General features: G+C 67.5%; 22 protein-coding genes. 16 read left to right on the top strand and 6 right to left on the bottom strand.

The window, feature by feature from the left end:
• Window positions 1-101: 101 nt before the first annotated feature.
• From mrdA to AC3ETA_RS02185, 5 genes are all read left to right on the top strand, one after another.
• Window positions 102-2,366: a penicillin-binding protein 2 gene (gene mrdA, locus AC3ETA_RS02205; protein WP_432191095.1), complete on the top strand. Its 2,265-nt coding sequence runs from the start codon at window positions 102-104 to the stop codon at window positions 2,364-2,366.
• On the top strand, window positions 2,363-3,562 hold the full coding sequence (gene rodA, locus AC3ETA_RS02200) for a rod shape-determining protein RodA (protein WP_432191094.1): 1,200 nt from the start codon (window positions 2,363-2,365) through the stop codon (window positions 3,560-3,562). Before mrdA ends, rodA begins: the two co-directional genes overlap by 4 nt.
• 165 nt (window positions 3,563-3,727) lie before the next feature.
• The gene (locus AC3ETA_RS02195; protein ID WP_432191093.1) at window positions 3,728-5,230 is read left to right on the top strand and encodes a CYTH and CHAD domain-containing protein; all 1,503 of its coding nucleotides are present in this window, start codon (window positions 3,728-3,730) and stop codon (window positions 5,228-5,230) included.
• An 87-nt stretch (window positions 5,231-5,317) separates the two neighbouring features.
• The gene (locus AC3ETA_RS02190) at window positions 5,318-7,288 is read left to right on the top strand and encodes a TIGR03960 family B12-binding radical SAM protein (RefSeq protein ID WP_432191092.1); all 1,971 of its coding nucleotides are present in this window, start codon (window positions 5,318-5,320) and stop codon (window positions 7,286-7,288) included.
• 1 nt (window position 7,289) lies between these two features.
• Complete coding sequence (locus AC3ETA_RS02185) at window positions 7,290-7,478, top strand: hypothetical protein (protein WP_432191091.1); 189 nt, start codon at window positions 7,290-7,292, stop codon at window positions 7,476-7,478.
• Window positions 7,479-7,601: 123 nt separating this feature from the next.
• Here AC3ETA_RS02185 and AC3ETA_RS02180 read toward each other — a convergent pair whose 3' ends face one another.
• Entirely contained in the window at window positions 7,602-8,171 is a 570-nt protein-coding gene (locus tag AC3ETA_RS02180) for a hypothetical protein (protein ID WP_432191090.1), read from the bottom strand.
• A gap of 38 nt (window positions 8,172-8,209) precedes the next feature.
• Between AC3ETA_RS02180 and AC3ETA_RS02175 the strand changes: the two genes are divergently transcribed.
• The 4 genes from AC3ETA_RS02175 (at window position 8,210) to AC3ETA_RS02160 (ending at window position 12,653) form a co-directional block, all read left to right on the top strand.
• Complete coding sequence (locus AC3ETA_RS02175) at window positions 8,210-8,551, top strand: transposase (protein WP_432191089.1); 342 nt, start codon at window positions 8,210-8,212, stop codon at window positions 8,549-8,551.
• A 310-nt stretch (window positions 8,552-8,861) separates the two neighbouring features.
• On the top strand, window positions 8,862-10,979 hold the full coding sequence (locus AC3ETA_RS02170; protein WP_432191088.1) for a hypothetical protein: 2,118 nt from the start codon (window positions 8,862-8,864) through the stop codon (window positions 10,977-10,979).
• A gap of 72 nt (window positions 10,980-11,051) precedes the next feature.
• Window positions 11,052-11,609 carry a hypothetical protein gene (locus AC3ETA_RS02165; RefSeq protein ID WP_432191087.1) on the top strand — a complete coding sequence of 186 codons (558 nt, stop codon included), beginning with the start codon at window positions 11,052-11,054 and terminating at the stop codon, window positions 11,607-11,609.
• Between the two features lie 129 nt (window positions 11,610-11,738).
• Complete coding sequence (locus tag AC3ETA_RS02160; RefSeq protein WP_432191086.1) at window positions 11,739-12,653, top strand: phosphotransferase enzyme family protein; 915 nt, start codon at window positions 11,739-11,741, stop codon at window positions 12,651-12,653.
• Between the two features lie 3 nt (window positions 12,654-12,656).
• Here the strand turns inward: AC3ETA_RS02160 and AC3ETA_RS02155 are convergent, their stop codons facing one another.
• On the bottom strand, window positions 12,657-14,033 hold the full coding sequence (locus AC3ETA_RS02155; protein ID WP_432191085.1) for an NsdA family TPR-like regulatory protein: 1,377 nt from the start codon (window positions 14,031-14,033) through the stop codon (window positions 12,657-12,659).
• 206 nt (window positions 14,034-14,239) lie between these two features.
• Here AC3ETA_RS02155 and AC3ETA_RS02150 point away from each other — a divergent pair, with 206 nt between their 5' ends.
• Both AC3ETA_RS02150 and AC3ETA_RS02145 read left to right on the top strand, forming a co-directional pair.
• Window positions 14,240-14,797 (top strand): ATP-binding protein, encoded by a 558-nt coding sequence (locus tag AC3ETA_RS02150; RefSeq protein ID WP_432191084.1) that lies wholly within the window; start codon window positions 14,240-14,242, stop codon window positions 14,795-14,797.
• A gap of 323 nt (window positions 14,798-15,120) precedes the next feature.
• Window positions 15,121-15,417: a hypothetical protein gene (locus AC3ETA_RS02145; RefSeq protein WP_432191354.1), complete on the top strand. Its 297-nt coding sequence runs from the start codon at window positions 15,121-15,123 to the stop codon at window positions 15,415-15,417.
• Between the two features lie 407 nt (window positions 15,418-15,824).
• Here the strand turns inward: AC3ETA_RS02145 and AC3ETA_RS02140 are convergent, their stop codons facing one another.
• Window positions 15,825-16,604, bottom strand: a complete 780-nt coding sequence (locus AC3ETA_RS02140; RefSeq protein ID WP_432191083.1) for a GntR family transcriptional regulator — start codon at window positions 16,602-16,604, stop codon at window positions 15,825-15,827.
• Window positions 16,605-16,770: 166 nt separating this feature from the next.
• Here AC3ETA_RS02140 and AC3ETA_RS02135 point away from each other — a divergent pair, with 166 nt between their 5' ends.
• The 4 genes from AC3ETA_RS02135 to AC3ETA_RS02120 all read left to right on the top strand — a co-directional run bounded on the left by AC3ETA_RS02135 (window position 16,771) and on the right by AC3ETA_RS02120 (window position 20,279).
• Entirely contained in the window at window positions 16,771-17,118 is a 348-nt protein-coding gene (locus AC3ETA_RS02135; protein WP_432191082.1) for an SCO3933 family regulatory protein, read from the top strand.
• On the top strand, window positions 17,118-18,419 hold the full coding sequence (locus tag AC3ETA_RS02130; RefSeq protein WP_432191081.1) for an FtsK/SpoIIIE domain-containing protein: 1,302 nt from the start codon (window positions 17,118-17,120) through the stop codon (window positions 18,417-18,419). The genes AC3ETA_RS02135 and AC3ETA_RS02130 overlap by 1 nt, the downstream gene beginning before the upstream one ends.
• Window positions 18,416-18,613 (top strand): hypothetical protein, encoded by a 198-nt coding sequence (locus tag AC3ETA_RS02125; RefSeq protein ID WP_031486518.1) that lies wholly within the window; start codon window positions 18,416-18,418, stop codon window positions 18,611-18,613. The genes AC3ETA_RS02130 and AC3ETA_RS02125 overlap by 4 nt, the downstream gene beginning before the upstream one ends.
• 295 nt (window positions 18,614-18,908) lie before the next feature.
• On the top strand, window positions 18,909-20,279 hold the full coding sequence (locus AC3ETA_RS02120; RefSeq protein ID WP_432191353.1) for a replication initiator: 1,371 nt from the start codon (window positions 18,909-18,911) through the stop codon (window positions 20,277-20,279).
• Between the two features lie 207 nt (window positions 20,280-20,486).
• Here AC3ETA_RS02120 and AC3ETA_RS02115 read toward each other — a convergent pair whose 3' ends face one another.
• Window positions 20,487-22,100: a recombinase family protein gene (locus AC3ETA_RS02115; RefSeq protein WP_432191080.1), complete on the bottom strand. Its 1,614-nt coding sequence runs from the start codon at window positions 22,098-22,100 to the stop codon at window positions 20,487-20,489.
• A gap of 474 nt (window positions 22,101-22,574) precedes the next feature.
• A complete protein-coding gene (locus AC3ETA_RS02110) occupies window positions 22,575-23,513 on the bottom strand; it encodes an aldo/keto reductase (RefSeq protein ID WP_432191079.1) in 939 nt (312 codons plus the stop codon).
• Window positions 23,514-23,611: 98 nt separating this feature from the next.
• Between AC3ETA_RS02110 and AC3ETA_RS02105 the strand changes: the two genes are divergently transcribed.
• The gene (locus AC3ETA_RS02105; RefSeq protein WP_432191078.1) at window positions 23,612-24,256 is read left to right on the top strand and encodes a TetR/AcrR family transcriptional regulator; all 645 of its coding nucleotides are present in this window, start codon (window positions 23,612-23,614) and stop codon (window positions 24,254-24,256) included.
• Window positions 24,257-24,619: 363 nt separating this feature from the next.
• Here AC3ETA_RS02105 and AC3ETA_RS02100 read toward each other — a convergent pair whose 3' ends face one another.
• Entirely contained in the window at window positions 24,620-24,853 is a 234-nt protein-coding gene (locus tag AC3ETA_RS02100) for a hypothetical protein (RefSeq protein WP_432191077.1), read from the bottom strand.
• Between the last annotated feature and the right edge of the window lie 98 nt (window positions 24,854-24,951).

Genomic DNA, 24,951 nt, shown 5'->3' with positions numbered 1-24,951 from the left:
GAGTCCAGCAGGAACCGGGCCGCGCGGGCCGGTCGTTCATCACTCGAACGAACACAGTCGTATCCGCACTGGTACTCGCACTGAGAGGGGGAGGCAGCGCAGTGACCAACATCCCGGAGACCGGCCGGACACCACGCGTCCAGATCAGGCTCGTCGTCATCCAGATCCTCGTGCTCTCGCTCCTCGGCACCCTCGGCGGGCGCCTTTGGTACCTCCAGATCCGCGAGGGCGACGCCTACGCCAAGGAGGCGTCCGGCAACCACGTCCAGCAGGTCGTCCAGCCCGCCGTGCGCGGCTCGATCCTGGACGCGCGCGGAGTGCCCCTCGCCGACAACGAGACCCGGCTGGTCGTCTCGGCCTCCCGCACCGACCTGCTGAAGATGCCGGACGACGGCAAGGCCGTCCTGGCCAAGCTCGCCGGCGTGCTGGGCATGACGCCCAAGGAAGTCATGGAGAAGGTCCGGCTGTGCGACGCCGAAACGCCGCAGCCGTGCTGGAACGGCTCGCCGTACCAGCCGATCCCCATCACCGACGAGGCCACTGCCAAGCAGGCCCTCCAGATCCGTGAGCGCGCCGAGGACTTCCCCGGCATCACCGCGGAACCGCAGGCCGTCCGCCGTTACCCGGCCCCCGGCAAGTCCAACACCGCCCAGGTCCTCGGCTACCTCTCGCCGGTCACCGACGAGGAGCTGCAGCAGGCCCAGGACACCGACTCGCCCTACCTGCGCTCCGACCAGGTCGGCCGCTCCGGCCTGGAGCGCCAGTACGACAAGGAGCTGCGCGGCAAGGCCGGCGTCACCCGCTACGAGGTCGACAACCTCGGCCGCGTCATCGGCCAGGCCAAGGCCGACGCCGCAGAGCCCGGCTCCAACCTCGTCACCAGCATCGACGCCCGCGTCCAGCGGGTCGCCGAGTACGAGCTGAACCAGGCGATGAAGGACGCCCGCAAGGAGTGGGACCGCAACACCAACGAGCCCTACAAGGCGGACTCCGGCGCGGTCGTGGTCATGGAGGCCAAGACCGGCCGCATCGTCGCGATGGCGTCCAACCCCACCTACGACCCGAACGCCTGGGTCGGCGGCATCTCCGCCAAGGACTACAAGACGCTCACGGGCAAGGCATCCAACTACCCGCTGCTCAACCGGGCCATCCAGGGCCAGTCGGCACCCGGCTCCATCTTCAAGGTGGTCCCGACGGCCGCTGCGGTCAACGCCGGCTACTCCTTCGACGGCCCCTACCAGTGCTCCAGCTCGTACTCGATCGGCGGCCAGGTCTTCAAGAACTTCGAGTCCAGGGGATACGGCCCGATCAGCCTCGGCCGTGCCCTGGAGGTCTCCTGCGACACCGTCTTCTACCGGCTCTCCCACGAGGAGTGGAAGCGGGACGGCGGCACCAAGCCGAAGAAGAACGCCAAGGACTGGTTCTACAAGACGGCGCACCAGTTCGGCCTCGGCGCGGAGACCGGCATCGACCTGCCCAACGAGGTCACCGGCCGCATCCCCGACCGCCAGTGGAAGCAGGACTACTGGAAGGCCAACAAGGACGCCTGGTGCAAGTACGGCAAGAAGGGCGGCTCGTACGCCGAGCAGATCGCCTACGAGAACTGCCTCGAAGGCAACCGCATGCGTGCCGGTGACTCCGTCAACTACTCCATCGGACAGGGCGACACCCTCGTCACCCCGATCCAGATGGCCACGATCTACGCGGCCATCTCCAACGGCGGCACCCTCTACGACCCGACCGTCGGCAAGGCCGTCGTCAGCGCCGACGGCAAGTCCGTCGCCGAGATCGAGCCCAAGTCGCACGGCAAGCTGCCGATAAGCCGCAAGACGCTGGCCGCGATGGACGACGCCCTCGCCGGTGTCGCCACCCGCGGTACCGCGGCCTGGCGGTTCGCCGACGTCGGCTGGCCGCAGGACAAGATCCCGATGCACGCCAAGACGGGTACCGCGGAGGTCTACGGCAAGCAGACGACCTCATGGTTCGCCACCTACACCAAGGACTACTCGGTCGTCATGACGATCTCCCAGGGTGGTACGGGCTCCGGCGCCTCGGGTCCGGCCGTGCGCAACATCTACGACGCCCTGTACGGCGTCGCCGACGACGGCACGATCAGCAAGAAGAACGCGCTGCTGCCGACGCCCCAGAAGAGCCTGCCGAAGGTCCGCACGGACGGCACCATGGCCTCGCCGAAGGTCGCCAAGGACCCGGCCAAGGAGCAGCGGGTCACCCAGCAGGGCGAGGACAAGACGGACGAGCAGCAGCAGCTCGCCGGGACGGTGGCGACGCCGTCGGCCGAGAACCGGGACACCCGGCGCAGGCGACGCGGGGGCCGCAAGCGGGGAAGCCGGAGGAAGCTGACATGACCGGCGCCAACAGTTTCCAGGTCTCCGGGTACGGGCCGGAACGAGCGGGCTGGACCCGCCTGTTCGCCCGCGACTCGATGGCCCGCCGACTGGACTGGCCGATGCTGCTGTCGGCGATGGCCCTGTCGATGATGGGCGCGCTCCTCGTCTACTCGGCGACCCGCAACCGCACCGAGCTCAACCAGGGCGACCAGTACTACTTCCTGATCCGGCACGTCCTGAACACCGGTATCGGCCTTGCGCTGATGATAGGGACGGTGTGGCTGGGCCACCGCGCGCTGCGCACGGCCGTGCCGATCCTGTACGGCCTGTCGGTCTTCCTGATCCTGCTGGTGCTCACGCCCCTCGGCTCGACGATCAACGGCGCCCACTCCTGGATCAAGCTGCCCGGCGGTTTCTCGCTCCAGCCCTCGGAGTTCGTGAAGGTCACGATCATCCTGGGCATGGCGATGCTGCTGGCGGCGAGAGTGGACGCGGGCGACAAGCCGTACCCGGACCACCGCACGGTGATGCAGGCGCTGGGGCTGGCCACGGTGCCGATGCTGATCGTGCTGCTCATGCCCGACCTCGGGTCGGTCATGGTCATGGTGGTGATCGTGCTGGGTGTGCTGCTTGCCTCCGGTGCCTCCAACCGCTGGGTCTTCGGACTGATCGGGGCGGGGACCATGGGCGCGATCGCGGTCTGGCAGCTGGGCGTCCTGGACGACTACCAGATCGCCCGTTTCGCGGCCTTCGCCAACCCCGAGCTCGACCCGGCCGGCGTCGGCTACAACACCAACCAGGCGCGTATCGCGATCGGTTCGGGCGGGCTCTCGGGAGCGGGGCTCTTCCACGGCTCGCAGACCACCGGCCAGTTCGTGCCGGAGCAGCAGACCGACTTCGTCTTCACGGTGGCGGGGGAGGAGCTGGGCTTCCTCGGCGGCGGGCTGATCATCGTGCTTCTCGGTGTGATCCTGTGGCGGGCCTGCCGGATCGCCCGTGAGACGACCGAGCTGTACGGGACCATCGTCGCGGCCGGGATCGTGGCATGGCTCGCGTTCCAGTCGTTCGAGAACGTCGGGATGACGTTGGGGATCATGCCGGTGACGGGTCTGCCGTTGCCGTTCGTCTCCTATGGCGGATCGTCGATGTTCGCGGTCTGGGTGGCCATAGGGCTGCTCCAGTCGATCCGGGTCCAGCGCCCGATGTCGGCGTGACCTCCGTGTTCGGCTGACTCCGGCGGCGTCCGGCGGCACGGCTCGGCCGTGTCACCGGGGCCGCGGGCGGAATCGGCGGCTCCCCCTGTCTTCACCGCCCGTTCGCCTGCGGTTCATGGCTGGTAAGCCCTGTCATCCGGTCGTGACTCCGATTAGATTCGGTTCATGGCGGACACGAAGCGCGAAATCGAGCGGAAGTATGAGTCCGACGACAGCGGCCTGCCCGACCTGACCGGCGTCGCCGGGGTCGCCTCCGTTGTCGACAAGGGTGTCGCGCATCTGGACGCCACCTACTACGACACCTCGGACGAACGCCTCACCTCGGCGTCGATCACACTGCGCCGCAGAACGGGCGGATCCGACGCCGGCTGGCATCTGAAGTTCCCCGTCGCCCAGGGAGTGCGGGACGAGATCCAGGCTCCGCTCTCCGACGACCTGCCCGACGAACTCGCCGGACTCGTCCGCTCCCGGGTGCGGCACACCGAACTGGTGCCGGTGGTCCGGCTCCGCTCCGACCGGGACGTGCGCGACCTCGTGGACGCCGACGGGCGGTTGCTGGCCGAGGTCAGCGTGGACGCCGTACACGCGCAGCGGCTCGCCGGCGGGGACGGCGGTGCCCAGTGGACCGAGATCGAGGTGGAGTTGGCCGACGGCGTGGACCCGGTCTTCCTCGACAAGGTGGAAAAGCGGCTGCGCAAGGCGGGGGTACGGCCGTCGAAGTCGGCGTCGAAGCTCGCGCGGGCGCTCGCCGAGACCGCTCCGAAGAAGCTCGCCCCCGGGCCCGCCACGGACCCCGTGACCGCCGGTGACCATGTGCTCGCGTATGTGCGGGCCCAGCGGGACGCGATCGTCGAGCTCGACCCGGCCGTGCGGCAGGACGCCGAGGACTCCGTCCACAGCATGCGCGTCGCGACCCGCCGGATGCGCAGCACCTTCAAGTCCTTCGGCAAGGTCCTGGACCGGGCGGTCACCGACCCGATCGGCGACGAGCTGAAGTGGCTGGCCGGTGAGCTGGGCGTGGACCGGGACCGTGAGGTGCTCAACGAACGCCTGAGCACGGCACTGGAGCAGGTGCCCGGGGCGCTGGTGTCCGGTCCGGTCGCCGAGCGGCTGAGCCACTGGGCCGGTGACCGGCCCGGCGGAGCGAGCGCCCGGCTGATCGGCATCCTCGACTCCGGGCGCTACCTGGCCCTGCTCGACGCCCTGGACGCGTTGCTTACTGATCCGCCCCTGCGCAAGGCGGCCGGGGACAAGCCCGGCAAGGTGCTGCCCAAGGCCGTGAAGAATAACTTCGGGAAGGTCTCCGCGCTGGTCGAGCAGGCCGTGGAGCTCGACCCCGGGACCGACCGGGACGTGGCGATCCACGAGGCCCGCAAGAAGACCAAGCGCACCCGCTACGCGGCGGAGGCGTCCGTCCCGGCGCTCGGCAAGCCGGCCAAGGACCTGGTCAAGACGATGAAGTCGCTCCAGAACCTGCTCGGCGAGCACCAGGACAGCGTCATGGCCCGCCAGACTCTGCGCGAGCTGTCCGCGGTCGCGCACGCCGCCGGGGAGAGCGCCTTCACCTACGGACTGCTGTACGGCCGTGAGGAACAGCGCGCGGCGGCCGTGGAGGCCGGGCTGCCGGGCTTCTGGGACGAGGTCAAGGGCGGGACGGACGTCCTCTGAGCCTTCGGACGTACGGGGGGTGCCCGCGGTCGCGTTAGGCTAGATGGTCACCCCTGTCAGTTCAGTCCAGCCACGAAGGTTCGCGAGATGCCTGCCGAAGCCGCTGCGGTCACCGAGTCCGTGTTCCCGCAGCTCGAAGCTCTGCTCCCGCATGTGCAGAAGCCGATCCAGTACGTCGGCGGAGAACTCAATTCCACGGTCAAGCCGTGGGAGTCCTGCGACGTCCGCTGGGCCCTCATGTACCCCGACGCCTACGAGGTCGGGCTGCCCAACCAGGGCGTCATGATCCTCTACGAGGTACTGAACGAGCAGGAGGGCGTCCTCGCCGAGCGCACGTACAGCGTGTGGCCGGACCTGGAGGCGCTGATGCGCGAGCACGGCGTCCCGCAGTTCACGGTGGACAGCCACCGGCCGGTTCGCGCCTTCGACGTGTTCGGGCTCAGCTTCTCCACCGAGCTGGGCTACACGAACATGCTCACCGCCCTGGACCTGGCCGGGATCCCGCTGGAGTCCAAGGACCGCACCATCGACGACCCGATCGTCCTCGCGGGCGGCCACGCGGCCTTCAACCCCGAGCCGATCGCGGACTTCATCGACGCGGCGATCATCGGCGACGGCGAGCAGGCCGTCCTCGACATGACGAAGATCATCCGTGAGTGGAAGACGGAGGGCTGCCCCGGCGGCCGCGAAGAGGTCCTCTTCCGCCTCGCGAAGACGGGCTCCGTGTACATCCCGGCGTTCTACGACGTGGAGTACCTCCCGGACGGCCGTATCGCCCGCGTCGTACCGAACAAGAGCGGTGTCCCGTGGCGTGTGTCGAAGCACACGGTCATGGACCTCGACGAGTGGCCCTACCCCAAGCAGCCCCTCGTCCCCCTGGCCGAGACGGTCCACGAGCGCATGTCGGTGGAGATCTTCCGCGGCTGCACGCGAGGCTGCCGCTTCTGCCAGGCCGGCATGATCACCCGCCCGGTGCGCGAGCGCTCGATCACCGGCATCGGCGAGATGGTCGAGAAGGGCCTGAAGGCGACGGGCTTCGAGGAGGTGGGCCTCCTCTCCCTGTCCTCGGCGGACCACTCCGAGATCGGCGACATCGCCAAGGGCCTGGCGGACCGGTACGAGGAAGACAAGATCGGCCTGTCGCTTCCGTCCACCCGAGTGGACGCCTTCAACGTCGACCTCGCGAACGAGCTCACGCGCAACGGCCGCCGCTCCGGTCTGACCTTCGCCCCGGAGGGCGGCAGCGAGCGCATGCGCAAGGTCATCAACAAGATGGTGTCCGAGGAGGACCTCATCCGGACGGTGGCGACGGCGTACGGCAACGGCTGGCGCCAGGTGAAGCTGTACTTCATGTGCGGCCTGCCCACGGAGACGGACGAGGACGTCCTGCAGATCGCCGACATGGCGATGAACGTCATCGCCAAGGGCCGCGAGGTCTCGCGCTCCAACGACATCCGCTGCACCGTCTCGATCGGCGGTTTCGTCCCCAAGCCCCACACCCCGTTCCAGTGGGCGCCCCAGCTCTCCGCCGAGGAGACGGACGCCCGTCTGGAGAAGCTCCGCGACAAGATCCGCGGCGACAAGAAGTACGGCCGCTCGATCGGCTTCCGCTACCACGACGGCAAGCCCGGCATCGTCGAGGGCCTGCTGTCTCGCGGCGACCGCCGTATCGGCGCCGTCATCCGCGCGGTCTACGACGACGGCGGCCGCTTCGACGGCTGGCGCGAGCACTTCTCCTACGACCGCTGGATGAGCTGCGCGGACAAGGCGCTGGAGCCGTACGGCGTGGACGTCGACTGGTACACCACGCGCGAGCGCACCTACGAGGAGGTCCTCCCCTGGGACCACCTCGACTCCGGCCTCGACAAGGACTGGCTCTGGGAGGACTGGCAGGACGCCCTCGACGAGACCGAGGTCGAGGACTGCCGCTGGACGCCGTGCTTCGACTGCGGGGTGTGCCCGCAGATGGATACTTGGCCACAAGTAAGTAACAGCGGCAAGAAGTTGCTGCCGTTGACGGTGAAGAAGGACGCTCCGACCAGCGGTCACGCTCATTGACGTGAGTGAGGCGTTGCGGTGGATCGTGGAGGCCTTGGGGGACGGCGGCGAGGAAGAGGCGGCTGCCGTCCTGCGGGCGCTTGGTGCGCAGGGTGGTGGGCGGCGGGTGATCGTGCGGGAGACGCCGAGAACGCCCCTGCCGTCCCCTGGAGGCTCGGCGACTGTCCATTCCGAGGTGGAGTGGGTCTGAGGGGCTGAGAGCCTGGGAGAGCGCCGTACTCGGCGGCTGTCGCCTGAGTGGCTGCTCTTGGTTCGCGAGGTACCCCCTGGCTTCCTTGTGCTCTGACCGGGAAGGTTCACCGGGTGAGCTTGCTCAGTCCGATCGTGCTGCTTTCCATGTCCAGGATGTTCGGTGGGGAAGGCCGTCGAGTTCCGCGCGGCCGGTGCACCAGAGGAGTACCTGAGTGGGGTCTCCAGACGGGGCGTCGGGAAACAGCCGGCTGAGTATGCCTGCACTCAGCGGTGCTGGCGGTCGCCAGTGCACGCTCAGCCCCTGCGTGATGTCGTGGGTGTGTAGGAGGATTTCGGCGACACCCATCGCCGCAAAGCCCTCGGGGTCGCACGGACCCCAGTGCCAGGCCCGCAGGGTCGGGCTGGCTGTGATCAACGCGCTGCTGAGAAGCCCGCCGCAGGCGATGACGGCCTGGAGTACCTCAACCGGTGAGGCGGTGGGGCGGACGTTGAGGTCGAAGGGAAGATAGGCGTCGGCGGGCTGTGCAGCCAACTGCCCTGCGTAGGCCAGCAGGTCGTGGCCGATGTGTGCTGCCGTTCGCCAGCAGCTCCATTCGAGCGGACCCGCCGGCACTGTCCAGTCCTCGGCGGTATGGGGGCTGAGCACCCGCAGCATCTCTGCCACGGCAGTGTCCACGTCCTGATGGTCCATGCGGAGCTCCTCGCGAGGTTCGGCTGTGCGACTGGGCTGTGGCGGTTGTCGTTAGGCCGTTTCATTCGGATCATCTGATCGTTGGTCTGGGTGTGTCGTTGACTGATGCCCAGTGGGCGCGGATCGCACGTCTGTTACCCGACCGGGCACCGAAGCGGGGCGGGCGGTGGCGGGATCACCGGCAGGTGATCGATGCGATCGCGTTCAAGTACCGGACCGCCTGCCCGTGGATGGATCTGCCCGAGCGCTTCGGCTCCTGGAAAGGCGTCCACAACCGTCTGCGCAAGTGGGCCGCCGACGGCACCTGGGAGAAGGTCTACCAGGAACCCTGCTGCGTTACGCCCCCGACCATCAACCGTCATCACCCGCGAACCGCATGATGAGAAGCGTTCCGTTATAGGGAATGTTTTTTCATTTCCGTCACGTCACCAGCATGTACTCTCCGCGCGGTGATTCCTTAATCAACTTCTTAGTGGCCAGAATGTGGTAACTCGAACCATTCCCCCAACGGAAAAGATGCATCCCAGGGCCCTGCCTGCGAGGATTGGCATGAGCGGGCTGCAATGGGGGCAGGCATCCGGCCGTCGGCCCGCAGGCGGTATTTGCTTCCCCTTCTGAATGCAGGAGTCTCCTGCATTTCCAACGCTTCATATCCCTTCGTCTTCGGACCCGGTCCAGAAAGGCGACGTGATGTCAGACCGCATCCTGTACTTCGGCACCAATGGGCGCATAGCTGTCGGTGCTATTACCGCCAACAACGGTCTCCAGGACCTGGCCTCGTACCCGGCAGGTGCTGCCGCGACGGACTGGACGCAGATCACCGCGCTCAGCGGGGACCGCATCCTGTACTACGCCAAGAGCTCCGGGCGCATGGCTATCGGCACCGTCGACGCCAACAACGGTCTCCAGGACCTGGCCTCGTACCCGGCAGGTGCTGCCGCGACGGACTGGACGCAGATCACCGCGCTCAGCGGGGACCGCATCCTGTACTACGCCAAGAGCTCCGGGCGCGTGGCCATCGGTGCCATCACTCCTGGCAACGGCCTCAAGGATCTCGCGTCCTACCCGGCGGGCTCTGCTGCGACGGACTGGACGCAGATCACCGCGCTGAGCGGGGACCGCATCCTGTACTACGCCGGGGGCACCGGGCGCGTGGCCATCGGTGCCATCACCCCCAGCAATGGCCTCAAGGACCTCGCGTCCTATCCCGCGGGCTCTGCAGCGACCGACTGGACCTCGATCACTGGAGTCAGCGGGGACCGGATTCTGTACTACGCCAAGAGCTCCGGGCGCGTGGCCATCGGTGCCATCACTCCTGGCAACGGCCTCAAGGATCTCGCCTCCTACCCGGCAGGGACCGCCGCGACGGACTGGAAGGACATCACCTTCGTGGGTTCGTCGGGAAAGCCGTCCCCGTGGGCAGTCCTGCTGTGTCAATTCAGCGACGCCACCGCGCCGCCGGCCTTTCCTCGCAAACGCTTCGAAGAGCTATTCGTGAACGCGGGCACGGGCAAGCTCGGCATGGTCGACTTCTTCAGGGACATGAGCCACGGAAATCTCGACCTCTCGACTTCCAAGGTCTTCGGCTGGTACGCCCTGACGAAGAAGTCAACTGAATACACCGGTTCAGGAGGGAATCCGCAGGGCCGGAAAGACCTCATAACCTGGGCGCGCCAGGCAGCGGCAAACGCAGGCGTGAATCTGACACCGTACGGGAATCGAATTTGTGTCGTCACGCATCCCCCCACGGACCTGTTTGGCGGCCCGGACGGCGCCGTCACCGGCGACGGCAGAGACGGGAACGGAATGACGTCGCTGTCCCCCAGCCTCATGGGGCAGGAGATGGGCCATGTATATGGCTTGGACCACTCCTGGGCCGGAAGTGTCGAGTACGGGGATTACTGGGACACCATGAGCACGCGTACGCCCTACATGGCCCCACATCCCGTGTTCACGGAAGTCGACAGCCAAGGGCGAGCGATATGGAGAATCGGTCCAGGCCTCAACGCTGCCAACATGTGGGGAGCCGGCTGGCTCCAGGCGTCGCGTGTCTGGCAGGCGAAGGACAGCGAGACCGACACCGTCGTCACCCTGCGGCCGCTCCACAGCAGCGACCTCACCGGCTACCTCTGCGCTCGCGTGGGCACATACTTCATCGAACTCCGCCTCAAAGAGCGCTGGGACGCACTGATTCCCGCGCCTGCGGTGTTGGTGCACGAGTTCAAGTTCAACAGATCGTATCTGCTCACCGCGACCGCGACCGGAGGAAGGCGGGATCTGCAGAAGGGTGACGAGTTCCTCCGCGGAGACCCCAACAATCCCGCGAGCGCGCTGGTACGGGTCAGAGTGCTCGACATCGACCCTGTCGCTCGCACAGCGAGAGTCGGCGTGACGCGGCGGCTGGCAAGCCCCCTCACGGACGGCGGCAGCGGCGGACTGATCGTCGTGGGCGGAAAGGCGGTGGACGTACCGTCCCGCTCGCCGCTCTACAACCGGGTCGAGGAGATTGCCCAAGAGCTTCAGGAGGAGCCCGAGGTTGTTGCCGTCGGACACGACCATGCCGTGGCGCCCCCGGATGGCCAAGGCGACCTGGCCGACCTGGCGGCTTCCTTGGCGGATCAGCTCTCCCAGATGGAATCGCCGCGTGAGCCGAATGACGGGGTAAAGCTCGCAGACCTCCCAACAGCAGATCCGGATGCCGCGGATGGCCTGGCCCAGGTCGAACCCACGCGTGAGCTGCAGAACGGATCGCGGACCGCGGACGTCCCGACACCGGTAACTCATGGTGCGGATGCGAGCAGCGAGTGACGGTGCCAGCGAGCGCATGTCGCCGGCCCCGACTGGGGTGGTGCGAGCCGTAGCGCGAGTATGCGAAGGGAAGTGTTCTGCAGCAACCAGATACAGCAAACCCAGCAACCTGCCCCGACCATCCGACCGGGGCAGGCCATCGGGGTAGTCGGCACAACCGCAGCGTCGGCGCTGACTGGTTGGGCAGGCCGACGACAAGTCCAGACGCAACAGGCGGGTGAGCACGCCCGTTGGCGCAAGCAAGGGCAGAGGGAAACGTATGCTGCCTTCCTCACCGCCGTCGAACAGGTCAGGGAGCACAGCCACCAGGTCGGCGTGGAGTCATCGCGTATCGAACAGGTGAGCCGTGGCATAGACGAACTGAACGAGCAGGTGGACACGGTGATCCGTACCCTGTCGATGGTGATCGTGGAGGGACCGGAAGCAGTCGCGAGAGCAGCCGAGGAACTCCGGGACACCTCATGTGAGGTCGCGAACGTGTCGATGGACATCCTCGACAGACGCCGGAACGGCGCTGATGTATCCCAGCTATGTCAGGATCTCGCGGAACGGCAGTCCTGGCTTGATGAGGTGATCACTGCCTACGCCGAGGCAGTACGCGCCGTCCTTGACCAGCCTCCGGGCGCGTAGCACTCGCACCCGCCCTCGTTTCGTAGCTCTTCCCCCGATACGGTCGAAGTCGTGTCCGGTGCACCTCGGGTTGGTCACCCGTGGGTGTGCGCCGGTTGATCGCGCGCGACTAGGGGAGCTGGTACGGGCATGGCGGTTGACGCTGCTCGAACGCAAGAGGGGTTTACGTCGGCGGGGGCTGCGCGGGTGATGGCTGCCGCCTGCCGGGCTGCGGGGCTCGACGACAGAGGTGCAGAGCTGATCCGTCTCGGGGAGAACGCGCTGTTCCGGCTGGCAACCGTGCCCGTGATCGTGCGTGTGGCGCGGGGGGAAGAGTGGCTGCCCAAAGCCCGCGTAGAGGTGGACGTGTCGCGGTGGCTGGGAGAGGAAGGGTTTCCGGCTGCTCGAATCGTTGAGGACCTGGAGCAGCCGTTCTTGATCGATGGCCACCCGGTGACCTTCTGGCATCTGATCGTCGAGGGTGATCGTAAGGCGACGTACGGAGAGCTGGGCGGCGTCCTGCGGGATCTGCACTCGATGACCGTGCCGGACGGGCTTTCGCTGCCGTCGTTCAGTCCCTTCGACAAGCAAGACCTTCGAGTCGACCGCGCGGTCATCCCGAACGATGACAAGGTCTTCCTGCGGAAGCGGTGGCATGAGCTGCGAGACAAGTACACGGAGCTGCGGTTCGAGACGCCCAAGGGGCCGGTGCACGGGGACGCTCACGTGCAGAACCTCATGGTGGACGATCACGGGCGCGTCATCCTGATCGACTTCGAAGCCTTCTGTTACGACCATCCTGAGTGGGATCTCATGGTCACAGCCGTTGAGCACCACAGCCTTGGGTGGCAGACCGGCGAACAGTACGCCGACTTCGTGGCCGCGTACGGGCGCGACCTGTACGACTGGCCCGGCTACGAGACGCTGCGGGGCATCCAAGAGTTCGGCATGACGACGTGGCTCATGCAGAACGTTCAGGAGGACCAGGAGACCGCGGCCGAGTACCGCCGGCGCATCGCCGGTCTCCGGGACGATGATGCGCCTCGGAACTGGCGGCCCTGGTAGCTGCTACTCGTCGTCCTCGTCCAGGCGAGTGAGCGCGTCGTGCACCTTCTCGTTGAAGGCGGCCACGGTGGGGTTCGCCGCGTGCACGCTGACTTCGCTCTGGAAGTCGGTCACGTAGCGCTGGAAGCGGGTGGACTGGAGGGAGTCGCCGCCGTCGACTGCGAGGCTCGCGGTGGTGACGGCGGCTTCCAACTCGCCGTTGAGTAGCTGGCTCTGGGCGAGCACCATGCGGCAGAAGCCGAGGGTGCGGGCGTACTTCGGGTCGGTGCTGTCGACGGCTCGTTGGGCCTGTGCGACGGCTTCGCGGCGCATCTTGAGGTCGCGGAAGCAGTGGCAGAGTTCGCCCATGAGTTCCGCTTCGTCGAAGTAGCTCAGCCATGCGGGGTCTTCGCCTGTGTCGGCGCGCTCGAAGTGGCGCTCTGCCTCCTTCATCGCGCGGGCCGCCGCGATACCGTCGCCTGCGTTGGACAGGGCGCGGGCCTCCATGGCTGAGTAGTTCGACAACGCACGCGGGGTGGCTCGGCCCTTGGCGCCCTCGACGGCGGCGCGGGCCAGTTGGATGGCTTGGGCGTGGTTGCCGAGGTAGTTGGCCTGGTGGCTGAGGTTGCCGAGGATGCGGGCGCCGAACATGCGGTCATCGAAGACCTGGGACAGGCGCAGCGTGGAGGTCAGGTAGCGGTGGGCCAGGCGGTGGTTGCCGACGTCGTATGCGGTCCACGCGAGTAGCTGGGAGATCTCGGCGGAGGCGCCGAATAACGCGGTCCCGACCTTCTCGCTGTAGCTCGCGTCCAGCAGGGGCAGCACTTCGTGCCGGAAGTAGTGGCGCAGGGCTTTGTGGCCGTGGCCTCCGCCGTACTTGAAGTCGAGCTGCATGAACATCCCGGCGGCGTCCCTGATCGCGCGTACGTCACGCATGCCCACTCGTTGGTGAGCGGGCCTGTCGGCCTGGATGCCATCGGGGCGGGCGATCATCCATGAGAGGACGGCGGAGTTGAGGTCCCCGTCCGCGATGATCAGTTGGTCCGGCGCGGGGGCGTCGGCGCGTTCTTGGGTGACTCCGTCGAGCATGGACAAGAGGTCGGGAACGGTGCTCGGGTAGCCGATCGGCTCGGGTGCCGTCGACTTGGTGTGGTCGAAGAAGCCGAGATCGCCTGGCGTGATGCGGCGTCCGAGTTTGGCGGAGAGCACGTCTGCCATGAGCGCGGCTGTCTGCGGCCGGATGCCGGCGCCTTCGCGCCATCGCTTCACTGCTACGTGCGTTGTTCCCAGGTCCATGCCGCGCTGGGCGGCCTCGTCCGTCATGCGTTTCGCGAGGCCCTTGTTCGAGACCTTGGCCTCGTCCATGACAGCGATCAACTGCGCGTTTGGCTCTCGGCTCATGCTCCCCTGCCAACCCGAGATGACGGCGAGTATTCATCGTGTCACAGCAGTCTCGTGCTAGGGGGTTCATTGGTGAACCCCCTTTGCTTTTGCCCGTGTTCACATGAACCCCCCAGTGAACGCTCCCGCCTGGGCCGCCTGCGCCGTTCACTGGTCGTCACAGATCGGCGGGCTAAAGGGCTCGCCAGTGCTCGGGAGGGAACGCGGTGGAAGTGCAGCGGAGCAAACACAAAGCGAACGCCTCGACGACGGGCGCTCCGCGCCGCTCGGTGCACGACCCGGCCGCCGGCCACTTCCGGGCGCTGACGCTCTACGCGGAGGACCGGGACTGTGTGAAGGCCGCGCGGGACATGGTCGGCTCCTACCTCCAAACCTGGGGGCTGGAGTACGCGGTTGATGACGCGCGGCTGATCGTGTCAGAGCTGGTCGGAAACGTCGTCCATCACGCGATTCCGGATGACTGCCTGGCGATGCCTGGTGCCGGGCGGCGTATCGACGTGTGGCTCATGAACTGGCCTGGGCTGCTGGGGATCGGCGTCCTGGACGAGGACTCGACTCCGCCCGACCTTCCGGCGGGGGAGTTCATCTCGCCAGGGCTGGCGGGTGACTTCGTTGAGGCGCTGTTGCCGGACCGGGGGCGAGGTCTGCTGATCGTTCAGCGCCTGGCTGATGCGGTCTGGTGGTCGCCGGGGCTCAAGGGCAGCGGCAAAACGGTCTGGGCTCGCTTGGACCTCGATCGACTCTGGGCCGAGAACTCGGCCTGACAGACGCCGGGTCTCCGCCCCGGTCTGCTCCCACGCGATCGGGAGCGGGCGGCGACCCGGTCACCGGCCGGAGTCTGACCACTTCGGCCAAAGGGGCGCGGCCTCTCCGACATCCGGAGTCTCCCCTCCCGAGTGAGGGGCCGCGCTTCATAACCCAATACCGAGACCGGGCCACCCCATCAGCCCTGGAAAGCGAAGGGTGGCCCGGCTGGGAACGCGACGGTTCCCGGTGCCTGATGGTACCGGGGCCGTCGTGCTGCATTTCGCCCCCGGTCACAGGAAGTTGATGATCCGTTACCTAGATCAGGGCAGAGGTGGGCAAGGTGACTGGCTCGGGTGAGGGTTGGCTGAGTGACGGTCTCGACGTGCCGGGCGTGGACTCCGGTCTCTGGGTGTCTGGCGTCGACTACATCGCGGGTTGGCGTGAGGCGCGTGAGGCCGCCGATCGTTTGAACCGGGCGCTCCTGGGCGCGGGCTTCGAGCTGTCCGCTGTAAGGGCCGTCGCGTCGACGAACGAGGACGGGCGCGGTGTGGTGCGGCTGGCGGGCTGGCCGGGCGCCGTGGATCGGCTTGCTCGGCTCTTGGAGTCGCACGCGGATGGCGACGGTGGTGCAGCGTGACGCGGCTTTTCGCTGGTGAGCGGTGCGCGTGGGCACGTCGCCGGCTGGAGAGACTTTGGGCTGGAGCTGCCATGGGGCGAGTGAACAGGGGGCCTTACGCTCGCCAGCGGATCGGGCAGTCTTTGGACCTGCCCGCAATAGCCCGATCGGCCCCCTGTTCTTCGAGGCTCGCCCCATGGTGGCTGCCTAAAGTCTCGGAGGCCGTCGACCCCCAGCCCTGTGGGCCACGGCCTGCGACGGCTGGTCGACGCCTCGACTTCTCGGGCGTGCTGCGGGTGGGGGCGTCTGGCGACCGGACGGGATCGGCGGCCACGCCGCACGCCCGGCCGGGGCGGCCGGGCGCTCCGGCGCGCCGTAGGCGCGCCCTTGAGGAAGTGAAGGCTGTTTCGACCGATCCCGGTTGGCGCTCAGGCGCGGGCGCGTCGCGCGGGCTGCTTGTCGGCGGTCATCCGGTAGGCGATTTCGGCACGGTCCGCGCCGAAGCGAAGTTCTTCGAGGAACAGCGGGCGGTCGTCGGTGTCGTGTGTGACGCGGGCGACGTGCAGGATCGGGGTCGCGTCCGGGAGCTTGAGCGTGGTCCGCTCGTCGGGCAGGGGCATGTGGGCGCGTACCGTCTCGGTCCACGTCAGTTTGTGGCCGTTCTCTGTGAGCCATCGGTAGATCGCTGCTGGGCGCTTGCAGGGCTCCTCGGCAAGCATCGGGATGCCGTCCGCGACGTCGAAGGGGATCAGCGTGCGATGCATCGCGCGTGTGCCGGTGCCTGGGTCGGTGAGCAATCGGTCGCACCCGAACAAGGCTTCCTCTTCGTCGAGTTGGAGGAGTCGGCCGGTGTCCCTTGTGGTGTGGGTGCGGTAGGTGCTCGGCTCTTCGGCCTCCTGCCAGATGTCGCCGTTGGGCATGACGAACTGACCCTCGGCGGTGCGGCTGATGCGGCGCTCGATGGTGAGGACTGGCTGTCCGCTGGAGCGTACGAAGCTGCCCTTGCCGTGGCGGACGTCGATCAGGCCTTCCGCGCGCAGGGCGGCGATGGCGTTGCGGACGGTGGGGCGGGAGACGCCGTAGCGGGCCATGAGCTGGGCTTCGGACGGCAACAGGGAGTCGGGCGCGAACTCGCCGGACAGGATCGCTTCTCGGATCGCGGCGGCCACCTGTTGGTAGAGGGCTCCGGGGCGCTGGATCTCTGACATCTCGGCATCTCCGGGTTGAGGTCGTAGTCACGTCGCACGCGCGACATCACTCGTCAGCATAAGTAGTTGCACTCTCGCCGTACAGGACTTCATAGTCGTAACTCGTTAGGACAAGTGACGTCAGTATGAGAACTGGCGTCTCCGACTGGCCAAGGAGGCCAAAGCAATGCAGTCCATTCCCGTGGACACGGCGCGGCTCGGCGTACTGCGGTGCGCCAACGCGCCTGAACTGAAGTTCAGCAACTCCGAGACAAAGGAGGTGAAGAAGGACCGGGACGGCAATCCGGTCTACGCCGTGGCTGTCACCGTACGGCCGGACGGGCGCCGTATCTCCGTGATCGAGATCGCAGTCAGCGGCGAGCCGAAGGGCATCGAACCCGGCCAGGTCGTCAAGGTCACCGGACTGACGGCGTTCGTCTGGTCGATGGGCGACCGCAACGGCGTCAGCTTCCGTGCCGACACGATCACGCCTGCTCACGGAACCCCGGCGCAGAGCAAGGGCGGTGACGCCTGATGGGACCGATCCTGCTCGCCCTCGGCCTCGCTGTACTGGCCTGGCTTCTCGTCGTCGGCGACCTCGTGCGCCGGCATCGTCCGGTCTGGCACTGGTACCTCGTCGGCTACCCGGTCACCGCGTGCCGGGTCCTGGCAACCTGGCGCAAGGTCGCCATGCTCAACGACCTCGCTGTATCCCGGCGTCCTCCGCGCGGGCTGCTCGGGGACCTGGTGGTCAAGGGCGATCCGCTGCGGCCGGTGACTCCCCGGTTCTCGTTCCCGCACGCCACGCGCATGGGCCTGACGGTGACCGTGCGCTTGCACGCGGGGCAAACCCCGGCGACGTACATGAAGGCGGCTGACGCCTTAGTGCACGCGTGGAAGGTCCACGCGGTCCGCGTCACCTCCCCGGAACGCGGGCTCGTGCTCCTGACGGCGACGGCCACGGATCCGCTGGAGCGGCCCGGCCTCGTCACGGCTCCGGCCGAACTCCTCTGCGCCCTCATCGGCGTCCTGGAGAGCGGCGGCGCCTGGGTCATGAATCTGCGGCTCGTGCCGCACTGGCTCATTGCCGGGGCCACCCGGTCCGGCAAGTCGACTCTGCTGGCCCGGCTGATCACCCAACTCGCCGGGCAGCCCGTCGCCCTGGTCGGCATCGACTGCAAGGGCGGCATGGAACTCGGCCTGTTCGCCGGACGGTTGAGTGCGCTGGCGACCTGCCGCCGCGAAGCGGTCGCCGTGCTCTCCGCCCTGGTGGTCGACATGCAGGACCGGATGAGCGCGTGCCGGTCGGCCGGCGTCCGATCGATCTGGGAACTGCCCGACAAGCTCCGGCCGGTGCCGGTCGTCGTGATCGTCGACGAGATCGCGGAACTGTACCTCTCGGACGGCACCCGCGAGAGCAAGGCAGAGGCGGAGCAGTGCTCCACGCTCCTCCTCCGTCTGGCTCAGCTTGGGGCGGCGCTCGGGCTGCACTTGGTCGTTGCCGGACAGCGGGTCGGTTCCGACCTCGGACCTGGCGTCACCGCCCTGCGGGCGCAGCTCGGCGGCCGTATCTGCCACCGCGTAAACGATCCCGGCACAGCGGAGATGACCTTGGGCGACCTGAACAAGGACGCCGTGGCAGTCGCCCAGTCGATCACGGCGGAGGAACGCGGCGTGGCCGTCTACACCGGCCCGGACGGCGGCTGGAGCCGAGCCCGCTCCCACCTCACGCCGACCGAAGAGGCCGTGTCGACGGCCCGGAAGCACGCAGCCATGACCCCGGAACTGCCCGCCATAGGCCGCGCCCTCGCGGTGCTGGAAGGAGACGACAAGTGATCAGCGAAGGTACGGCGTTCACGTTCGCGGTGATCTTCGGGATCATCACCGTTCTTCTCGTCCGCTCTCGCGACGTGCGCGCCTGGGAAGCGGTCTGCGTCGGCCTCTTCGGCCTCTACCTCGGCCAGACCCCCGTGGGCCTCACCGCCCACGAACTCGTCACCTGGATGATCAACGGCTTCTCCCACACCTGAGCAGAAAGGACACACGGCCATGCCCATGCCCCGCGTGAGGTGCCCCCACTGCAAGGGCGACGGAGCCCGTAGGACCTGGACCGGACGGCGGCGGCGCTGCCGCCTCTGCCGGGGCACCGGAACCATCCGCTGAACCCCACCACCCGACGCACGCAAGGAAGGTGATCCCCATGACCGACAACGCGCCACCACTCACCCACCGTGCCGCCTCGGCGGCCCACCCCGGAAGGTCACCACCATCACCCCGGAGTACACCCCGGCTGACAGGCGCGCCGTCCTCGACCGCGCGGCGCGCCTGCGTCAGCTCCCCGAAGCAGACCGCGACGCAATCCGCATCGCCCAGGCCCCCAAATTCCCGCGCTGGCTGGAGCAGATCACCGCAACCGGCGGCTGCTCCCACCCCGTCCACCTCTCCGGCTCAACCATCACCCTGGACGGCACAACCGGCGAGATCCTCCACCACTACGACACCCGCAACGAGCCCGGCGAACGCCTCCTCGTCCGCTGCCGCAACCGGCGTGCCACCGTCTGCCCGGCCTGCTCCCGGCTCCACGCTGGCGACACCTTCCACCTGGTCCGCGCGGGCCTGCTCGGCGGCAAGAACGTCCCCGGCGCCGTCCGCCATCGCCCCCGGCTCTTCGTCACCCTGACCGCCCCGTCGTTCGGCCCGGTCCACCGTGCCGGGGAGCTTTGCCGCCCCCGCCGCGACGGCGGAACCTGTGAGCATGGGCGCCCCCTCGGCTGCGGCGCCGTTCACGCCCCGGACGCTCCAGTCGTCGGCCAACCGCTGTGCGCCGACTGTTACGACTACACCGCCCACGTGCTGTGGCACGCACACGCAGCCAAGCTGTGGGACCGGTTCGTCATCGACGTGCGGCGGCGCCTTGCTTCCTCGGTCGGCCTCGTACAGTCTCGCTTCGCCCAGCACGCGCGGCTGTCCTTCGCCCGCGTCGCCGAGTACCAGAAGCGGGCGGCCGTCCACGTGCACGCCATCGTCCGCCTCGACGGCCCGGACGGGCCCGACAACGAACCCCCCGCTTGGGGCACTACTGAACTGCTCATCGACGCCGTGCGCGCCTCCGCCCATCGGGTCTTGGTCCGCACGCCCTACAGCTCGGCCCTGGGGGAGTTGGCCTTGCGTTGGGGTACCCAGGTGGACGCTCGGTCCCTGCGTGCGGACGGCGACGGGCCCGACGATGACGCCGTGGCCGCGTACGTGGCCAAGTACGTCACGAAGGGAGCGAGTGAGACAGGCGCCGGCATCGACCACCCGCTCACCACCTGGGATGGCATCGGGTCGGCACCCGTGACCGAACACGTTCGGAACCTCATGCGCACCTGTTGGCGCCTCGGCGGCCTCCCCGAGTACGCACCCCTGCGCCTCCGCGCCTGGGCGCACACCCTCGGCTACCGGGGCCACATCCTCACCAAGTCACGTGCCTACTCCACGACTTACGCAGCACTCCGCGCCGAACGCGCCGATCGCATGCGCCATGTCTACATGCCCAACGCGGTGACCGAACGGCAGTGGCGCTACGTCGGCTCCGGCCACACTCCCGGCGCAGCACTCATCGCGGCCGGAATCGCGGAGGACCTTGCAGAGTCCCGGCGGCTCCGAGCAGAGGCGCGTCAGGAAGGGGGTGGGGCCGATAACCGCTCTTCCTGACCCTGAACCTCAGCAACCTCTGCGGCCGGCCCCGCCTCGCTACTCGGACGAGGGAGGCACGAGCCTGATCGAAAGCGAGATTGTGATCGTGGACGACGACGGTACGGAAACACCGTTCGATCCCGCATCGTGGTTCGAGTGAGACGCAGAGCCGCCTCCCCGTGTGCCTCGGGAAGGCGGCTCAGCGCCTGTGTCGGTTGGGTTGTGTCAGAGGACTTCCGCGAAGTCGTCCTCTCGGATCACGAGCCGTTCGCGTACGTCCTTCGGGATCAGGAGACGTAGGTGTACCTTCGGGGCTCGCACCTTCGGGACCTTCGTGCGGGTGACCTCGCACCGGATGCCGACTCGGTACAGATCTGCGGCCATGGCTTCCATGCCGCCTTCCTGCCAGTGCTCGCGGAAGGTCTTACCACCGTGGACATTGACCCATCGGTCCTTCGCCGTCTCGGGGTCGATGGCCTCCAACTCCCCGATGAGCTTGTCGAGCGTCGCCTCTGCCTGCTCCTTCGTGAACCGGGTCTTCGTGTACCGACCTCCGGGTTCGAGCTCCTTCATGTAGAGAGCGATGGACTCTTGGAGGCGCTTGATCTCCCGACGTACTTCGGCGCCTTCGGCGTACTGGCGAACTTGGACCGGGAAGTCACCGAGAACCTTGAGTACGTCTTCCACCAGGCGCTCGTAAACCACCTCGGGGTTGGGTGCGCCGAGTCCGCCGCTCTTGCAGTTGCGGCACCGTAGGTAGTGGTAGGTGCCGAACTCGTTGTTCGTGATCTTTACGGTCATGTTCGTCTTGCAGCTGGAGCACAAGAGGACGCCGAGGAACTGAGTCGCTCCTCCGACGCGGCGCGGAGGCTGGTTCTTCTTGCGCTTGTCGAGAGCAGCGCCGAGAGTCTCGAACTCCTCATCGGTGAAGATCGGGGGAGCAACCTTGATCGGCTTGCCGTCCTTGCCGAGGATCGGTTTCGAGCGCCGTTGTCCTCCTTGTTTATCCTCCTCTACTCGGTAGCCGAGGAGCGCAGGGTTACGGAGTCGGCGGTGGAGTGTTGCCACGGTGAGCCCATGACTCATGAGCCCGGACCTCTGCAGGCAGCGCACCATGAACCGGGCGGAGCGTCCTCGAAGTGCCATGCGTCGAGCCCAGTGCAAGGCCCTGTGAGCTTCGGGATCGATGACGAGAACGAGCTTGCCCGACTCGTCCTCAGCCGTGACGTAGCCGTACGTCGGCTTGCCGATGATCCACTCTTCCTGGGTCTTCGCGTAGTCCCAGAGGCTCGTGACTCGGGTTGAGGTATTGGCCGCTTCGATCTCGGCGATACCGCCGATGATCGTGACCATGATCTTCCCGGCGGTCGTCGTGAGGTCAAGGCTGTCGTTCTTCGAGACCAGGTTCTTCCCGCGCTTCAGGCTCCACTCGATCATCGTCGAGAGATCAGAGAGGCGACGTACGAAACGGTCAAGCTTCCAGAACAAGAGCTCATCGAACTCGGGGGTGCGGTTGTTCAGCCAGTCCCCGAGTTCCTTCCTCTTCCAGGGCGGAACCTTCGTTGCCGACACGTTCAGGTCTGAAGCGACGCCGACGACTCGACTGCCCCGCTCCCTTGCCAGGATGCGGAGGTCAAGCTCCTGCCGCACTGGCGACGTGGTTTCGTCTGTCAGCACAGACAGGCGGATGGATAAGAGAGCCCGAGGAGCGTCCTCGGGGAGTAGGGCCTCAGCTGCCTTCAGCTCCTCCAGGAGCGCGAGATCTGCATCAGTCCACTCGGCCTCAACTGAGTAGTGCTTCTGGTCAGTTGCCGTGCGCTTCCGTGTACGTGTTCCCATGTCAAAGACCGTAGAGCTGGTTTTACTCGTGTGTCCATACGCCCGCAGATGGATACGGCCATACAAATCGGCCCGACCGGTAAGAAGCTGCTGCCTCTTGCGGTCAAGAACGCTGCGCCGGCGCCGAGCGGTCATTCCCACTGAGGTGGGCGAGACACTCGATCGGGTGATTGCGGTCCTGGCTGAGGCAAGCGACGAAGAGGTGGTCGCTGTGCTGGCTGCCGTCGGGGCTTCAGGTCTTCGACGGTCGTCGGCCCGGGGTGGGCCTTCTGTGGCCACACCTCTGCCGGGCTCCGCAGAACCCTCGGGTATCCACTCAGAGGTGGAGTGGGTCTGAGCGCTCAGACCTCGCCGAGACGCCGCACGGACAGGATGAGCCCCCTTCCTTGAATGGAAGGGGGCTCATCGCCGTTCGCTGATGCCTGCGGCCATGGCCCTGGTTGACTGTGTGGCCGAGACATCGCCGATCGGGCGTCAGCTCAGGCGCCCACCCTTGCCGCCGTGGGGGGCGATGTCGGCGATGTGGGCGAGGTCGTCGGCGTTGAGTGTGAGGTTCGCTGCGGCGATGTTCTGAGCGACGCGGACGGGGTTACGAGAGCCCGGGATCGGGACGATGTAGTCCTTCTGCGTGAGCAGCCACGCCAGCGCCAACTGCGAGAGGGTGGCCCCCTTGCTCTCGGCGAACTTGGTCAGCTCGCTGGTCATGGCGACGTTGGCGTCGAAGTTCTCCGGGTTCCACCAGGCGATGCGCTGGCGGAAGTCGTCGGCGGCGTAGTGCTCGCGGGACTGGACGGCTCCGCTGAGGAAACCGCGGGCGAGTGGCGAGTAGGCGACGAACCCGATGCCGAGTTCTTCCAGAACGGGCAGGAGCGACCCCACCTCCCGGGCGAAGAGCGAGTACTCGCTCTGCAGAACGGAGATCGGGTGCACGGCGTGTGCGCGGCGAATGACGTCTTCGCCGGCGTTGGACAGGCCGAGGTACTTCACCTTGCCTGCGTCGACGTACTCCTTCATCACGCCCACCACGTCCTCGATCGGGACGTTCGGGTCGGGGAAGTGCTGGTAGAGCACGTCGATGACGTCCACGCCCAGATTGCGGAGGCTGTTGTCGACGACCTCGCGAATGTGCTCGGGCCGTGAGTCCTGCCCGTAGGTGGGGGTGAGGCCGAACTTCGTCGCGATGGTGACCCCGTTGCGGATCGGCGCGAGGGCGTTGCCGAGCAGCTTCTCGCCCTCGCCCCACCCGTACATCTCGGCGGTGTCGAAGTGGGTCACGCCGAGTTCGTGCGCGCGGCGGATCGCGGCGATCGACTCGGTGTCGTCCGTCGGGCCGTAGCCGACCGCGGTGCCCATGGCGCCGTAGCCGATCGCCGACGCGGTCAGGCCCTGGGTGCCCAGTGTCCTGGTCTCCACAAGATGCTCCCTCGTTCCAAACCAAACTGTTCGGTTTTACCGTACGTCCAGGTCGCGCCCCGGGCAAACCAAACGGTTCGGCCAGGTAGATTGAATGCATGACCCCCTCGACCGGAGCAGACTCCGCCCGTGACCGCATCGTCACGGCGGCCACGGCCGAGTTCTCCCGGCACGGGATCGCCGGAGCCCGGATCGAGCGCATCGCCAAGTCGGCACGGACCAGCAAGGAACGCCTCTACGCCTACTTCCGCAGCAAGGAAGACCTGTACGCGACCGTCGCCGCCCACGAGCTGACCGCAGTCGCCGAGGCCACCCGCCTGGACCCCACAGACCTCCCCGGGTACGCCGGACGGGTCCACGACTACTTCACGGCCCACCCCGAGCGCCTGCGCCTGATGAACTGGGGACGCCTCGAACTGGGCGACGGAAAGCCGGCGGCGCCGGACGACCCGATCCGGACCACCGTGCGCCACAAGACCGAGCAACTGCGGAAGGCACAGACTGCCGGGCACCTGGACCCGGAATGGGACCCCGCCGACATCCTCATGTTCGTCAACCAGCTGGCCATGTCCTGGGCGGGGCAGACCGACCTGGTGCCCGGCGACGAGGCCGAACGCACCCGCTTCTTGTCCGCGCGGCGAGCGGCCATCGTGACAGCCGTGCAGCGCCTCTTCCCCGCCGTTACTGCCGAGCGGAGCACCGACCTCCCCCGCCCGTTCTCGGCTGCCGACATCGACTCCTGACGCCGCGCACGATCCTCTGGCGAGCAGAAATCACCGGCGAGGTCGGAGTGAACTCTCCAGCGCTGCGGAAAGTGCCTGGCGCAGGTGCGGGGTGCTGGCTGTCCGCAGATGGACACCCACATCCAGATCGGCCCCACGGGCAAGAAGCTGCTGCCGTTGGTGGTGAAGAACGCGGCGCCGGCGTCCGGTGGGCACTCGCACTGACACCGCCGGTGTCCTGTGGGCCGACGGTCGTCACACGGAGATCCTGCCTCTCGGAACCACGGCCGAGGACGTCGCGGCCGGGGGCGACGGCAGGTCTGCGCCCAGCGTCCCGCGCCGGAGATCCGCCGGCAGGACTGAGCGAGGGAACCGAGGATCGCCTCAGCTGCCGTCTTGGTCCGGATGAACGTCGGCGGTCCTCGGCAGACGCTCCGGACCGGGCGGACCGGTCACGCCGAAGGGTATGTTCCGTGGCACGGGCAGCTGCTGCGCACTGACCAGGCGCAGGGCCGGCAATGCCTGTGCGGCGAGCGCCACGGCCAATGCGGCGACGATCGCCAGGACGCCGCTCCGCCCTTCCGCAGCCGGTGCCGAAGCGGCCGGTCGCCTCGCCATCGCTGTCCTCCATCAGCGTCCGCAGCGCGGCCGACCCGCTGCTGTCGGTGCCCGGCTCCGCGCCTGCGGAAGGCACCTGACCGGCTGTCCGCAGTTCG

The sequence above is a fragment of the Streptomyces sp. bgisy027 genome, assembly GCF_057710365.1.
The sequence above is the reverse complement of the archived record's forward strand: the minus strand, read 5'-3'. Positions and strand labels throughout refer to the sequence as shown.

What these genes read in the sequence shown, in the direction of transcription:
- AC3ETA_RS02105 (WP_432191078.1), top strand. Translation starts at nt 23,612, where the DNA reads ATGACCCCCTCGACCGGAGCAGACTCCGCCCGTGACCGCATCGTCACG.
- AC3ETA_RS02180 (WP_432191090.1), bottom strand. Translation starts at nt 8,171, where the DNA reads ATGGACCATCAGGACGTGGACACTGCCGTGGCAGAGATGCTGCGGGTG.
- AC3ETA_RS02115 (WP_432191080.1), bottom strand. Translation starts at nt 22,100, where the DNA reads ATGGGAACACGTACACGGAAGCGCACGGCAACTGACCAGAAGCACTAC.
- AC3ETA_RS02190 (WP_432191092.1), top strand. Translation starts at nt 5,318, where the DNA reads ATGCCTGCCGAAGCCGCTGCGGTCACCGAGTCCGTGTTCCCGCAGCTC.
- AC3ETA_RS02160 (WP_432191086.1), top strand. Translation starts at nt 11,739, where the DNA reads ATGGCGGTTGACGCTGCTCGAACGCAAGAGGGGTTTACGTCGGCGGGG.
- AC3ETA_RS02130 (WP_432191081.1), top strand. Translation starts at nt 17,118, where the DNA reads ATGGGACCGATCCTGCTCGCCCTCGGCCTCGCTGTACTGGCCTGGCTT.
- AC3ETA_RS02140 (WP_432191083.1), bottom strand. Translation starts at nt 16,604, where the DNA reads ATGTCAGAGATCCAGCGCCCCGGAGCCCTCTACCAACAGGTGGCCGCC.
- rodA (WP_432191094.1), top strand. Translation starts at nt 2,363, where the DNA reads ATGACCGGCGCCAACAGTTTCCAGGTCTCCGGGTACGGGCCGGAACGA.
- AC3ETA_RS02195 (WP_432191093.1), top strand. Translation starts at nt 3,728, where the DNA reads ATGGCGGACACGAAGCGCGAAATCGAGCGGAAGTATGAGTCCGACGAC.
- AC3ETA_RS02100 (WP_432191077.1), bottom strand. Translation starts at nt 24,853, where the DNA reads ATGGCGAGGCGACCGGCCGCTTCGGCACCGGCTGCGGAAGGGCGGAGC.
- AC3ETA_RS02170 (WP_432191088.1), top strand. Translation starts at nt 8,862, where the DNA reads ATGTCAGACCGCATCCTGTACTTCGGCACCAATGGGCGCATAGCTGTC.
- AC3ETA_RS02155 (WP_432191085.1), bottom strand. Translation starts at nt 14,033, where the DNA reads ATGAGCCGAGAGCCAAACGCGCAGTTGATCGCTGTCATGGACGAGGCC.
- AC3ETA_RS02135 (WP_432191082.1), top strand. Translation starts at nt 16,771, where the DNA reads ATGCAGTCCATTCCCGTGGACACGGCGCGGCTCGGCGTACTGCGGTGC.